The sequence below is a fragment of the Desulfatitalea alkaliphila genome, assembly GCF_022968795.1.
Classification (GTDB): domain Bacteria; phylum Desulfobacterota; class Desulfobacteria; order Desulfobacterales; family Desulfosarcinaceae; genus Desulfatitalea; species Desulfatitalea alkaliphila.
This window is the reverse complement of sequence record NZ_JALJRB010000001.1, coordinates 268,944-282,391: the sequence shown is the minus strand read 5'-3', so window position 1 is coordinate 282,391 and position 13,448 is coordinate 268,944. Positions and strand designations below refer to the sequence as shown.

Annotated in this window: 13 protein-coding genes; 8 read left to right on the top strand and 5 right to left on the bottom strand. The window is 62.2% G+C overall.

Annotated features, from left to right (window positions below):
* Positions 1–15 precede the first annotated feature (15 nt).
* From MRX98_RS01210 to MRX98_RS01195, 4 genes are all read right to left on the bottom strand, one after another.
* Entirely contained in the window at positions 16–402 is a 387-nt protein-coding gene (locus MRX98_RS01210) for an STAS domain-containing protein (protein WP_246902307.1), read from the bottom strand.
* Positions 403–516: 114 nt separating this feature from the next.
* Positions 517–1,119, bottom strand: coding sequence for a MarC family protein (locus MRX98_RS01205; protein ID WP_246902305.1), 603 nt, complete (start codon positions 1,117–1,119; stop codon positions 517–519).
* A gap of 61 nt (positions 1,120–1,180) precedes the next feature.
* Positions 1,181–2,662, bottom strand: a complete 1,482-nt coding sequence (locus tag MRX98_RS01200) for a prolipoprotein diacylglyceryl transferase family protein (protein ID WP_246902303.1) — start codon at positions 2,660–2,662, stop codon at positions 1,181–1,183.
* A 192-nt stretch (positions 2,663–2,854) separates the two neighbouring features.
* Positions 2,855–3,529 carry a TetR/AcrR family transcriptional regulator gene (locus MRX98_RS01195; RefSeq protein WP_246902301.1) on the bottom strand — a complete coding sequence of 225 codons (675 nt, stop codon included), beginning with the start codon at positions 3,527–3,529 and terminating at the stop codon, positions 2,855–2,857.
* Positions 3,530–4,037: 508 nt separating this feature from the next.
* Between MRX98_RS01195 and MRX98_RS01190 the strand changes: the two genes are divergently transcribed.
* From MRX98_RS01190 to MRX98_RS01180, 3 genes are all read left to right on the top strand, one after another.
* A complete protein-coding gene (locus tag MRX98_RS01190; protein WP_246902299.1) occupies positions 4,038–5,975 on the top strand; it encodes a thiamine pyrophosphate-dependent enzyme in 1,938 nt (645 codons plus the stop codon).
* Entirely contained in the window at positions 5,972–6,610 is a 639-nt protein-coding gene (locus MRX98_RS01185) for an indolepyruvate oxidoreductase subunit beta (RefSeq protein ID WP_246902297.1), read from the top strand. The genes MRX98_RS01190 and MRX98_RS01185 overlap by 4 nt, the downstream gene beginning before the upstream one ends.
* A gap of 586 nt (positions 6,611–7,196) precedes the next feature.
* Complete coding sequence (locus MRX98_RS01180) at positions 7,197–8,210, top strand: pectate lyase family protein (protein ID WP_246902296.1); 1,014 nt, start codon at positions 7,197–7,199, stop codon at positions 8,208–8,210.
* 169 nt (positions 8,211–8,379) lie between these two features.
* Here the strand turns inward: MRX98_RS01180 and MRX98_RS01175 are convergent, their stop codons facing one another.
* Positions 8,380–8,562 (bottom strand): hypothetical protein, encoded by a 183-nt coding sequence (locus MRX98_RS01175; protein ID WP_246902295.1) that lies wholly within the window; start codon positions 8,560–8,562, stop codon positions 8,380–8,382.
* Positions 8,563–8,887: 325 nt separating this feature from the next.
* On the opposite strand from MRX98_RS01175, the gene MRX98_RS01170 reads away from it, so the two are divergent.
* The 5 genes from MRX98_RS01170 to MRX98_RS01150 are packed head-to-tail and all read left to right on the top strand — an operon-like array spanning position 8,888 to position 13,438.
* Complete coding sequence (locus MRX98_RS01170) at positions 8,888–9,643, top strand: (Fe-S)-binding protein (protein ID WP_246902293.1); 756 nt, start codon at positions 8,888–8,890, stop codon at positions 9,641–9,643.
* Complete coding sequence (locus MRX98_RS01165; protein WP_246902291.1) at positions 9,634–11,091, top strand: lactate utilization protein B; 1,458 nt, start codon at positions 9,634–9,636, stop codon at positions 11,089–11,091. The genes MRX98_RS01170 and MRX98_RS01165 overlap by 10 nt, the downstream gene beginning before the upstream one ends.
* Positions 11,088–11,762, top strand: coding sequence for a LutC/YkgG family protein (locus MRX98_RS01160; RefSeq protein ID WP_246902289.1), 675 nt, complete (start codon positions 11,088–11,090; stop codon positions 11,760–11,762). Before MRX98_RS01165 ends, MRX98_RS01160 begins: the two co-directional genes overlap by 4 nt.
* 38 nt (positions 11,763–11,800) lie before the next feature.
* Positions 11,801–12,280, top strand: a complete 480-nt coding sequence (locus MRX98_RS01155; protein WP_246902287.1) for a methylated-DNA--[protein]-cysteine S-methyltransferase — start codon at positions 11,801–11,803, stop codon at positions 12,278–12,280.
* Positions 12,281–12,337: 57 nt separating this feature from the next.
* Positions 12,338–13,438 carry a DUF4185 domain-containing protein gene (locus MRX98_RS01150; RefSeq protein ID WP_246902286.1) on the top strand — a complete coding sequence of 367 codons (1,101 nt, stop codon included), beginning with the start codon at positions 12,338–12,340 and terminating at the stop codon, positions 13,436–13,438.
* Positions 13,439–13,448: the final 10 nt, after the last annotated feature.

Sequence of the window (13,448 nt, the reverse complement as noted above, 5' to 3'; positions counted from 1 at the left end):
CCGCCTTCCGGAGATTTAGTCGTTGGGATCGCCGGGGTGGGTCACCTGCTTCTGCATGCTGTCCAGGTAGTCATCCATCTCCTGGAGACTGCTGAAGATGCGCATGGAGGGCAGGGCGTTGACAATTTCGAACACCTTGCGGATCTGGGGCTGGAGCCCCATGAAAACCAGCTTGCCGTTGACCGCCTTCTGGGCTTTCTGGGCCTTGAACACCTCCCGCAAACCGGCGCTGCTGATATATTCCAACCCCGCCATGTCCAGCGCCAGGGTGCCGCCGGGGTTGTTGAGCAGGGGCTGCAACCGCTCGCCGAAGGCCGGGGCCGTCTCGGTGTTGAGGGAACCTGTCAAGGAGATCACCCAGGCATTTTTGGCCTGCTGTTTGACCGATATATTGAGGGACATGCGTGCCTTCCTTTCCGTTGCATCGTCACGTGGGCGCCCGCCTGGAAACAAAATCGGCCGCCCGCCACAAGTCTTGCTTACCCGTCCCCTTATCGGCCGTCCGGCGATCCGGCTTTAGGAAATTCCCAGAAATCCCTGAACGCCCATCATGATCATCTGGGCCGCCAGGGCCGACAGGATCAGGCCGGTCAACTTGCTCAGGATAGCGATCCCGCGGATACCCAGCGCCCGCTGGATATAAGTGCCGGCCAACAGCACACCGCCGATGCAGGCCACCGCCGCCAGGAGGGCCAGGACCCCGACCGCCTTTTGTGCCAGGCCAACCATTTCGGCGCCCAACACCAGCAGGGTGCCGGTGGTGGCCGGCCCCACGATGATCGGGATGGCCAGGGGCACCACCGCCACATCCCCTTCGGCGGCCCCGGCCGCCGCCGCTGTCGCCCGGCCATGCACCAGGGAGATGCCCGACAGCAGCAGCAACACCCCTGCGCCGATGCGAAAGGCGTCCAGAGTGATGCCGAACAGGGCGAAGATCTGGCGACCGGCGAAGAAGAGCACCAGGCAGACCGCCGCCGTCACCAGCGCCACCTTCAACGCCAGCTTGCGGCGCTCGGGTGCATCGTACCCTTCGGTCAGGGTCAGGAACATGGTCAGGGCGAAGAACGGGGTCAAAACGAAGAAGAGTTTGATCCACAGACTCAGCAGCAGTGACGACATGGGGTTTCCCTTTATTCAGTAAGGCATATCAATGCAATAGGAATTGATCTTGCCGCAGCCCTTAGAACCGGAGCAGCGGATACCCGATGGCCCCCAGGTCGACGATGAAATGCACTATAATGGCGGGTGTGATACTCTTGCTGCGTTGCACGATCACACCCAGAACCAGCCCGTAAATGAGCGAGAAAATGCCCAGCCAGGCCCCGGCGATCATGAAATGGATCAGCGAGTAAACCAAGGCCTGCACCACGTTGGCGACCCATGGTGTGAAATCGACGCGCCGGAGCATGCGGTACAAGGCCAAGCGGTACATGATCTCTTCGGTTACGGCGTTCATGGCACTTAAAATCAAGACGGGGGGCCAAAAAGCGACGCCGCGCAATGGTGCTTGTCGAAGGACCAGTAAATCGATGCAGTGGTAGAGACTCATCGCCAAGGCGATGAAAAAGGTATATGAAAACCGGTTCCATTTGAACCAGGGCCATATCTCCATGCCGGATCGGCGCATCCACAGCAGGCAGCCGGCGGGAATCATTACCATGGGCAGATAATGCCAGATGCGGCTGTAGGCGTCGGCCAGGGACGTCACTGGTTGGATGGGCCACGGCCAGACACGGATTTCTCGCGTGAAATAGTGGATGAAAAAACTGCTCAGGATCAAAATGCTCAGAAGGCCGATCATGGAAAAATAGCGATGCAGGGTGTCGGCGGCCGCTTGGGCGGCCGGTTCGGGAGCCGCTGCCGCCGCGTCCTGGGACAAACGGCGCCGGCGCAGCCGAATCACCACAAATAGCACCAGGCCGAGCAGCAGGAAAAGGCCCATGGCCACCTGGGCATGGGTTAATCCATAGAAAATCCGCCGTTCGGTGCGGAATACCTCGAAAACGATGCGTACCGGCGGATAAAGCAAAAGGTAAGCGGCCAGCAAGGCGCCACGGTACCGCTCCCGTGTCCAGGGGTCGGCGTACACCCGTGTGTAAATCCGGCGCAGCAGCAGGAAAATGGCCACGTTGGCCCCGATGGCGTAGAGGGGGATCGGGTTTTGAAATCCCAGGTGCAGTCCGAAAAGGTTCAGGTGGACATAGCGACCCCAGCAACATCCCACGATCAGGCAGGAAAGACGGCCGAAGGCATGGGCCAGGGGCACGTATAGGTAGAGGGTGTCGAAGATTTCCAAAAATTTGAATCGCAGCAGGTAGCACAAAAGTGCGCCGAACAAGGTCGGTAAAATAAGGCTGGCGTGAAAGGTGTGGGATGATCCGTGCAGCATCTGTTCCAGCAGGAAAGAGAAACTCCACTGCTCGAACGGACGGTAGAACATGCTGGCGCCTCTGGAACCCAGGTGGCCCAGGGGGTAGGACAGAACGACGAGCAAACCGGCCAGCAGCAAGACGCGTTTGCGGTCATAGCCCAAGGCGATCCAGCGCCGTGCCGCCAAAACCAGAAAGGCGACGATGACGCCGATGATGGTGCCGTAGTAAATCACCTCGCCGACAGTGTGAAAGATGGGATTCTGTGCTATCCATCCTAAGTATTTGAACATATCCGGCCTGCAGGGTTGTGTTCCAGATCGGTTGTCGGCGGCCAAGCAAAAAGCCCTTCCGCGTTGAAAGGGCTTGTGGCATTTTTCGCGCCGTCTGTAAAACGCTTTCGCGTTCGGAACTGCTGCTGCAGTATAGAAGGATGCTGCAGCGGTGTACAAGTAGGAATCGCCTGTATTTCGGTAGGGAAAACCCTATTCGATTGTTTCGACCGTTGGAGCGGTTTGCGCCAGGGCGGTTTGCACTTCGGGCAAGTGGCTGGATGCCAGCAGAATGCGGACGAGGGCCAGCGCTCGATCCAGAGCCGCCATGCGCCCGCTGAAATGGCCGTTGATCAGGATCGCCTGATTGACAGGCAACATGAATCGGGCGATTTGTTCGGCCGGTACCTCCGTTAGAAGGTGGCCGCGGGCCACCTGTTCTTCCAGGTGGGCCGCAAACAGGCGCATCAGGCGCCGGCTGACCGGACTGTCGGTGTTGGTCAGTAGTCGAAGTGCGTAGTTGGGCTCGTTGCAGATGAATTGGTTCAGTGTGACCGATGCCAGCAGTGCGGACATGAAGTGGCGGTGAACCCCGACAACATGGTCAACGCCGTTGCCCGGCGTTTCCCGTACCGCCTGTTCGAAAAGAGGCTTGGCCAAGCACCAGAGGATTTCGTTCAACAGGTTCTCCTTGCTGCCCACCCAGCGTTGCAAGGTGCCTCGGCTGATGCCGGCGGCCTTTGCAATCTCGCCCATGCACAGGGACCTGCCGTCCTGGTACCAGCCGCGGGCCAGTTCAAAGACCGACAAGGGGGTTGCAGGAGGACGTTGGGGAGCGCTCAAAGCGACGGTCAGCGGCGTTGGTTTTTTTGGGGAGTGGGGTTGCACGGTGCATCACCTGCCTTTGGTTCGAATGGATGCCGAAGTGGGAACCCTTTCAAGTGGTGGGTTGGGTGTCAATGGTGGAATCAGCGCGGATGCAATACAATCGTTTGGTGGCAACCGTCAACCGGCAAATTCAGAAGGCCGAGCTGTCCACATTTTAGGAGCGGCCGCAGGGACCGGCAATGGGACATTTCCCAATTATCCCCCACCAAAAGCCTATTTTCTCCAATCCCTTCACGGCCGGCGGATGGGACCCCCGGGCTCACGAAAAATACCATTTCCGTTTCAGGCGCACGGATTCGGGCAAAACGGCTTGAACCGGGGATAGGTACAACGGGGCGGATGGTTGCGCGCGCCATTAGGCCTTGTGTTCCATCGGTGGCTGGATATACACAAGAGGAAGGGGCGGCGGTGTGCGCGAACGGGTCCCGTGCCGTCATCGGGGCCGCCGGCGTGGCGCACCATGCACCCGATCACCCCGGGGCAATCCAAAAACAGCGCAGGAGGAGCGATGTCGCATTTGATTGAAGGCCGGGCAGGGGACCGACGCCTGCTCATGGGCAACGAGGCCATCGCGCGGGGCGCGTTGGAAGCGGGGATCCGCGTGGCTGCCGGTTACCCGGGCACGCCATCGTCCGAAATCATTGAGAACCTGGCCCGGGTGGCCGAGCAACGGCGTCTTTACGTGGAGTGGTCGGTCAACGAGAAGGTGGCGCTGGAGGTGGCCGCCGCGGCCTCCTTCGCCGGGCTGCGCGCCTTGTGCGTGATGAAGCAGAACGGGGTGAACGTGGCCTCGGATTTCCTGCTCCATTTGGCCGGGTCGGGGACCCGGGGCGGTTTGGTGCTGGTGCCTTGCGACGATCCGGGGGCGTTGTCCAGCGTCAACGAAGGGGAGTCGCGCCACTTCGCCCGTATGATTGAAATACCCTTGCTGGAGCCGGCCGACTTTCAGGAGGCCAAGGACATGATCCCCTATGCCTTTGCGCTCTCCGAGCAGTTGCGCACCCTGGTGATGGTGCGCAGCGTGACCCGGCTTTCCCACGCTTCCGGGGATGTTGTCCTGGGGGCGCTGCCCGCATCGGCACCGCAGGCCTTTTTCAAACACGATGGCTTCATTCTCGATTTGATGGAAGGGCCCATGCTCAGTTCGCCGGTGGATTACAAGCACGGATTGCAGCAGGAACGCATCCGGCAGGCGGCCGAACAGTTCGAAAGCGCGCCTTTCAACACCTATTCCGGCCCCCAGCGGCCCGAAGTGTTGCTGATCACCTGCAGCGCCTGCTTTCTATACAGCCTCGAGGCAATCCGGGTGCTGGGTGTCGCGGAGCGCGTGGGGGTGCTCAAGCTGGGCACCACCTGGCCCCTGCCGTCCATGCTGCTGGAAAAATATCTGCGGTTGAGCGATACCGTCTTGGTGGTGGAAGAGGTGATCCCCTTTTTGGAGGAGAACGTCAAGCTGGTGGCCGCGGAACGGGCCGCCGCCGTCGGGATCAAAACCTTTTACGGCAAACGGGACGGCACCTTGCCCGCGACCGGGGAGATGAATCCGGATCGCGTCATCGAAGCCCTGACCAAGGTGCTCGGCATCTCCCATGCCGCCATGCCGGCGGACTACGCCGAAAAAGCCCTCGAGTCGGCCTTTTTCGGTGCGCCGCCCAGGGATTGGACCTTCTGCCCGGGATGTCCCCACCGCGCCTCCTTCTGGTCCATTCGTTCCGCCTTGCAGATGGATGATCGGCAGGGGTTCGTCTGCGGCGACATCGGCTGTTACTCTCTGGCCATGTTGCCCACGGGCTTCAACAGCCTCAGCACCTTGCACGCCATGGGTTCGGGTACCGGTCTGGCGTCCGGTTTCGGCATGCTCAACAAGTTCGACATGCACCAGCCGGTGCTGGCCGTCAGCGGCGATTCCACCTTTTTTCACGCGGTCATGCCGGCACTGGCCAATGCGGTCCATCACCGCGCCCCCATTACGCTGGTGGTGCTGGACAACAGCGGCACGGCCATGACCGGGTTCCAGCCCCATCCCGGATTGGCGGTGGATGCCGCCGGAAAATCGGTTCAAGCCCTTGATATCGTACGGATATGCGAGGCAATGGGCGCCGAGGTGACCCAGTGCGATCCCTTCGATTTGGCGCTGACGCAGCAAACGCTTTTGGACCTGATGGCATCGGCGGGCGGCCCCAAGGTGTTGGTGCTCAAACAGATCTGTGCCCTGAGTCCTGAAAAGAAAGGCAAGAAGCAATACCGGATGACCATCGATGCCGACCGCTGCCGCGGTGAGCAGTGCGGATGCAATCGGTTGTGCACGCGGGTGTTCAAGTGTCCGGGCCTGATCTGGGATGCGGCCGCGAAGGCGACGCGCATCGACGAGGTTATTTGTGCCGGGTGCGGGGTGTGTGCATCCATCTGCCCCGTGGGGGCCATCCAAAAGGAGGCGGTGGCATGAGCCTTGATCACGGAAAGACCGCCATGCCGGCGGATCCATACAACATCATCATCACCGGTGTGGGCGGCCAGGGCAATGTGCTGGCTTCCCGCGTGTTGGGCAACATGTTGTTGGCCGACGATCTGCATGTCACCATCGGCGAAACCTTCGGCGCTTCCCAGCGCGGTGGATCGGTGATGAGCCACCTGCGTGTCTCCGCCAAGTCCCATCTGGCGCCCCAAATCCCCCGAGGGCAAGCCCACTTGGTCATATCCCTGGAACCCACCGAGGCGTTGCGAGTACTAAAGGACTACGGCAATCCCGAAGTGTGTGTGTTGTGCAACATGCGGCCGATCCACGCCATCGGCGTGATCAGCGGCGAAGCGCGCTATCCCGAGCCGGAAGAACTCAAACAGTGGATCCGTGCCCTCAGCCGCAAGGTTTGGTTCGTCAATGCCACCGAGGCCGCCCTGGCCATGGGCAATCCCATTTTTGGCAACATTTTGCTGATGGGCGCCTTGGCGGCCACCGGCGTGCTGCCTCTGGACCGCGGCGGTTTCAAAAGGGTCATGCACCGTATGATGCCCGGCGACAAAATGGCGCCCAACCTGGAGGCCTTCGACAAAGGCCGGTTGCTGGTCAACGGGTCGCTTTAAGCGGTCGCGGGCTGATCCAAGCGACCGTTAGTGGTGGCATGCAACCGCAGCGCACGCCTTGCCCATGGCGGCGTGGGCTGTGCGATAAGCAAGGCGGTTGTCCACAAAGCCCAAGTTGGGGCGTGCCCCATTGGTAATCGAAATCGAGGCGCGCCGCAGCGCAAAACGCAACCGAACCGATTTCGATCCCGATGGGGCGTAAGCCTGCTTCTGATTCTATTTAGGCTTTGTGCATAACCGGAAATAGCAATACATTTGTGGGGTTTTCAGGCCTTACATTCAGGGTTTCCCCGATTGCCGCCCCCCTCGGTTTCGTCTAATCTGGCTCCCAACCGGAACCGGCATCTTGCGGCCCATCGCTGCTTTCCTTCTCATTTGCAAATGCTGACTGCCACTCCGCCGTACGGCGGCTGTGGCATCGCTTCGCGGCTGCGACCGGGACCTGAACCGCATGCGGCCGTTTCCGGACCGACACGCATTCGGCAACGGCGCCATCCGATCCAAGCCGATGTGCATGTGTGAATGGCGGTAATTGATGCAACGCATTATAAATCAGACGAATTCAAACATAGACAAGGAGGAAGTGATGAGACGTCGTATTTTCAGGAGTTGGCCGGCCCTCTTTTTTGCGGTGATGATGGCCTTCATGCTGTCCTATGGCTGCGTGCCTTCGACGACCCCGGAGCCCGACACGGGCAGCGGTTGCGATGAGCCTTCCCAACCGGGTCCGGGACCCGCCGGCGGTCCGATCGGTTTCGCCGCCGTTTCCGCCAATGGGCTGAACACCACCACCGGCGGCGCCGGCGGCACCTTGGTCACGGTCACCAGTGCATCCGCTTTGCGGGATTACATCAACCGCTCGGGTGCCTACGTCATTCAAGTGTCCGGTACCATTCGCATCGATTCGGGGATGCATCGGGTGGCATCGAACAAAACCATCATCGGCCTGGGCAACAACGCCGTCATCTCCGGTGGCGGATTGAACCTGTCCGGCGTAAGCAATGTCATCATCCGCAACATCCGTTTCACCAATGCCGATGACGATTCGATCAACATCCAGGAAAGATCCCATCACATCTGGATCGACCATTGCGATTTCACCAACGGCTACGACGGGTTGGTCGATATCAAAAGGGAGTCCTCCTACATCACCGTTTCCTGGAACCGTTTCTACAATCATGGCAAAACCTGTCTTTTGGGGCACAGCGACAGCCATACCGCCGACCGCGGCCACCTGAAGGTCACCTACCATCACAACTGGTTCGACGGCACCGGCTCCCGTCACCCCCGGGTGCGCTTCGGGCATGTGCACGTGTTCAACAACTACTACGTGGGCAACGATTACGGCATCGCCTCCACCATGGATGCCGCGGTGATGGTGGAAGGCAACTATTTTCTGCGGGTGAAGGATCCTTGCCTGGTGGGCTATGCCAGCTCGGACCCCGGCAATCTCGTGCAACGCAACAATGTTTTCGATAACTGCGGCAGTTCGCCCCAGACCCGCGGCACGGTGGCCAGTTTTCCCTATGCCTATTCGGTGGACAATCCCCGCGACATTCCTTCCATGGTCCGCAACGGCGCCGGTGTCGGCAAGATTTGATGGCTGCGTATTGAATTCAGGAATGGGCGGGATGTCGGGGGCGCGTGGCGCGCCCTGAAAAGGCATCCCGCCATTTGTATTTGATCGACTGTCCGGTGTTGCGCATGCTGATGCACCGGACAAGGTGCGTCAGCCCGCAAATCCGTTTTCACAATCTTTCGGTTCGGTATCAGGTCAGGATCAATCCCTTGCGCGGCACGTCGGCCAGCGCCGGACTGGCATCGGCGCTGTCGAAAGCGGCGTTCAGGTTGTCCACCCGCATTTGGTGCAGCTCGCGAAAGTAGGGGTGGGGTTTAAAAAAAAGCCCTTCCGGGGAGGAAGGGCTTTGCGGGGAAGTGAAGCCTAACGACATCTCAGTTGTGATTTTTTGTGTCTCTTGCCTGCAATATCGTTTTGTCCTGTTAGGGTTCTTATAGGACGAGACCGCTGCCCCTGCAAAGAGGGGAAACCCCAAATCGGATCTTCGGAAACCCTAATTCCATCGATTAACCCTGCCTCCCGAAGGCGCGGGCAAAGTCCCGGGATCGATCCCAACCGCTCCTTGCCACTGTCGTGATATTGGGTTAGGTTGGGACTTCGGTGGTGTTTTCGGGGTACATGGCGGGCCGTCGTGGATGGGCCGGCGTGCCGAACCCATGATGGGTTTAAAAAATTGCCTGCAAAGGAGCCTGGGCCATATGCCCACCGTATCGCTTTTCATACCCTGCTTGGTGGATCTGGTGCTGCCGCGGGTGGGCGAGTGTACCGCGACCCTGCTGTCCCATTTGGGCTGCAAGCCGATCTACCATTCGGAACAGACCTGCTGCGGTTTGATGGCCTTCAACGGCGGGCACCGCGACGAGGCCCGGCGCCTGGCGCGCCGCTTCATCCGGGTGTTCGAGCATGACCCGTTGATCGTCAGTCCTTCGGGGTCCTGCGTGCATATGGTCAAGCAGCGCTATGCCGAGCTGTTCGCCGATGAACCCGCTTGGCGCGCCCGCGCCCTGGCCTTGGCGCCGCGGGTTTATGAGCTGAGCCAGTTCGTGGTCGACTTTCTGGGGGTGCAGGATGTGGGGGCCGCGGATGAGGTGACGGTGGCCTACCACGAATCGTGCAGCACCCTCAACGCCTTAGGTGTTTCGGCGCAACCCAAGGCGCTGATTCGGGCCGTGCGGGGCGCCACGCTGAAGGAATGGCAGGGCGCCGATGTGTGCTGCGGTTTCGGAGGCACCTTCGCCAACAGTTTCGCGCCCATCTCCTCCGCCCTGGTTCGTCAGAAAGTGGCCTTTTTCCTGGAAAGCGGCGCCGATCTGCTGGTGATGTGCGATCCGGGCTGCCTGCTCAACATCGGCGGTTATCTGCATCGCCACCATCCGGACAAACAGGCGATGCACCTGGCTCAGTTTTTGGCCGACCGTCTCCCCGACGGTCCAGCGAGGGACGCATGGAGCTGACCACCGCCCGTTTCAAAGAGACCGCCCAGGTGGAGCTGGACAACGCCCGCACCCAAAAGTTCCTGCGCCTGCTGCCCATACGGCTTTCGGCCCGCCGCGATGCCGCCTACCGAAGTTTCGCCGATCCCGAGGCGGCCCATGCCTACGGCCATGCCATCCGCGGCGAGGCCATCGAGCGGCTGCCGGAGCTGCTCAAGACCTTCGAAGCCAATGCCGAGGCCAACGGCGCCCTCGTTTTCTGGGCCGCGGACAGTGATGCGGCCAACGCCTACATCGTGGATCTGGCCCGTCGCAAAGGGGCCCGCTATGTGACCAAGGGCAAGTCCATGATCACCGAGGAGCTGGGGCTCAACGATGCCCTGGCCGCCGCGGGGATCACCGCCTGGGAGACCGATCTGGGCGAGTTCATCGCCCAGCTGCTGGAGAAACCGCCCTTTCACATCGTGGGGCCGGCCATCAACATTCCGGTGGAACAGATCCGGGACATCTTCATGGCCCGCGGCGTGCTGGACACCCCCACCATCGACCCGGTGACCCTGGGACGGGCCGCGCGCCGGTTTCTGCGGGACAAGTTCCGGGACCTGCGGATGGGCGTCACCGGGGTCAACATCGCCGTGGCCGACACCGGTACCGTGATCAATGTGGAGAACGAGGGCAACATCCGTTTCAACAAGTCGAGCCCCCGCACCCTGGTGTGCGTCATGAGCCTGGAGAAGGTGGTGCCCACCATGGCCGACGCTCTGCACATGCTGCGGGTGCTGTGCCGCAGCGCCACCGGACAGGCGGCGGGCGCCTACATCACCTTCGACAGCGGCCCTCGCCGGGAAGGGGAAAGCGACGGCCCTGAGGAGCTGCACATCATCGTGCTGGACAACGGCCGTTCCGCCATGGCGGCCGATCCCCACACCCGCGAGGTGCTGCGCTGCATTCGCTGCGGGGCGTGCCTCAACGCCTGCCCGGTGTACGGCAAGGTGGGCGGCTACCCCTACGGCTGGGCCTACTCCGGCCCCATGGGCCAGGTGCTCACCCCGGCGTTGCGGGGATTGGCCGACACCGGGGACCTGATCCGGGCCTGCACCCTCTGCCATCGCTGCAAGGTGATCTGCCCGGCCGGCATCGACCACCCGGCCACCCTACTCTATTATCGCCACAAGGACGTGCAGGCCGATCCGCAAATGGGCGGCCGGGGCCGTTCCGCCATGGAACGGTTGGCCTATTGGGGCCATGCCTTCGTCGGCAGCCATCCCCGTCTTTGGCGCCTGTTTGCCCGCATCGTGCGCCGGGTGGCCAACCGGCACGCGCACGACGGCACCATCTCCCGCATCACCCGCCGGACCGAAGGGTGGTTCAGCAGCCGTGACCTGCCGCTCTTGCCGCAGGATACTTTCCACGACCGGTGGCGGCAGGGGGCGGCGGCGCGAAAGCCGCGCAAGGAGGTGTCGTCATGAGCGACGATGCGCGCAACGCCATCTTGCAACGCCTGGAAGCCGCCGTGCCACGACCGTTGCCGTCCCGGCCCGCGTTGCCCCCGGCACCGGAAAAGGCCCTGGATCGGGATCGCTTGCAGGCCCTTTTCATCGATCGGCTGACGGAACAGGCGGGCGTCGTGTACCCGGTGGCCGACCCTGTCGCCCTGTTGGAAACCCTGGCGCGCATCCTGGCCGAGGAGCAGGTCGCCCGGGCCATGGTGGCCTCGGATGAGGTGGTGGCGCCGCTGGGGTTGGCGGACCGGGGGCGGCGCCATGGAGTGGAAATGGTCACCCCCGCCGATTACCCGGATCGCGACCGCTACGTGCGCGCCGTTTTCGATGATGTCCAGGCCGGCATCACCGGCGTCGATTTCGCCGTGGCCGAATCGGGCACCCTGGTGCTGGTCCACGATGCGCGCCAGGCGCGCCTGATCTCGTTGGCGCCGCTGGTGCACATCGCCGTGCTGCCGGCCGAGCGGATTGTGCCCGATTATGAAACGGCCATGGCCGCCATTTACGCCGGGGAATGCCGCCCGGGCCAGATTACCTTCATCACCGGCCCCAGCATGACCGCCGACATTCAAGGCACCCCTTTCAAAGGCATGCACGGCCCACAGAAATTGATCGTCCTGCTGCTGACCCAAACTTGAATCGGGCGACCCGAATCCTTTGCGCAAGGAGGTACGCCATGATCCATTGGGATTATTTCGATGCCCCGGAAGTGGGGCGACTGACCCTGGTGGCCGATGCCGATGGCTTGCGCCACATCACGTTCCCCCAAAATCGCCACCCGGTGTCGATGGATGCCGCCTGGCGCCGCGATCCGGAATTCTTTTCCGAAGTGCGGGCACAGTTGGGCGAATATTTCGCCGGTCGCCGGCGCGCCTTTCAACTGCCCCTTGCGCCCCGCGGCACCCCTTTTCAATTGCGCGTTTGGACCGCCCTGGGCCAAATCCCCTATGGCGCCACCGTATCCTATCAATGGGTGGCGGAACGCATCGGCAATGGACGGGCCGCCAGGGCCGTGGGCGGCGCCGTCGGGCGCAACCCTTTACCCATCGTCGTGCCGTGCCACCGGGTGATCGGGCGCAACGGACAACTGGTGGGTTTCGGCGGCGGCCTGAGCGTCAAGGCCCATCTGTTGGATCTGGAACGACGCAACCCTTAATCTGCGGCCGTTCGGCAACGGCCGTTGGGCAACAACGGACCCGGTATGCGGCATCGTATGCGCCGACATGGCCTCGTTCTGCTGCTGTTCCTGTCCCTGACAGGGCTCCTGGCGCACTGCGCGCGCCAGGATGGGGTTCAACATCCATCGGCACACCCGCTGGTGCAGCCGGCGGCGGATTTCGAGAGCCGCTTTCACACGGGCGAAGGCGGGTGGACCGGCGGCGACGGCACCTTGTCCGTGCCGTTGCCCGACGGGCGCACGGTGTGGCTCTTCGGTGACTCATTTTTGGGCACCGTGGCGCCCGATGGTTCCCGCGGCAAGGATGCCCCTTTCGTGCGCAACTGCCTTTTGGTGCAGGACGGCTCGGCCCTGGAGACGCGCTGCCGGGCTCCGGATGGCGGCGGCGCCGACGCTTTTCCCGCCGAAGCTCCCGATGCTTGGTATTGGCCCGCCCACGGCCTGGCGACCGGCGGGCATTTGCTGGTCTTTCTGCACCGCTTCCAATCCACGGGCGACCGGCTGTGGCAGTGGCGCTGGACCGGCAACGCCCTGGCGCGGCTGGACCTGCCCGGCCTTGAACGGATGTCGATCCAGGCGGCGCCTTCGGACAACGCCATTTTATACGGCGTCAGCTTGGTGCAAGGGGACGGTGTGGTTTATATTTTCGGCATCGACGACCAGGCCGTGCCCCAGCAGGCCCACCTGGCCAGGGCGCCGCCGGCGCACCTCCACGGGCCATGGGAATACTACGACGGCCGGGGCTGGTCCCCGGAGCCGGCCGCCACACGCCCCATCCTCGGCGGGGTTTCCACCCAATATGGCGTGTTGGTTGCCCGTGGGCGGTTTTACCTGTTCACCATGGATGGCCGCCGGCCCTTTTCCCGCCGGCTCGTGGTTTACCGTGCCGATCGACCCGAGGGGCCTTGGCAAGGTCCCCTGCGGCTTTACACGGCGCCCGGCGACCATGCGGGGGCGGCCGTTTACAACCCCTTTGTTCATCCCCAGTTCGGTGACCATCAGCGTGCGCTGGTTTCTTACAACCGCAATCCCATCGACGATCCCGATGCCGTTTATCGCAACGCCGATCTCTATCGGCCCGCGTTCCTCTGGGTGGACCTGGCGGCGGTGGACCGGTACTGGTCGGATGTTCGGTAGGGCCGTACAT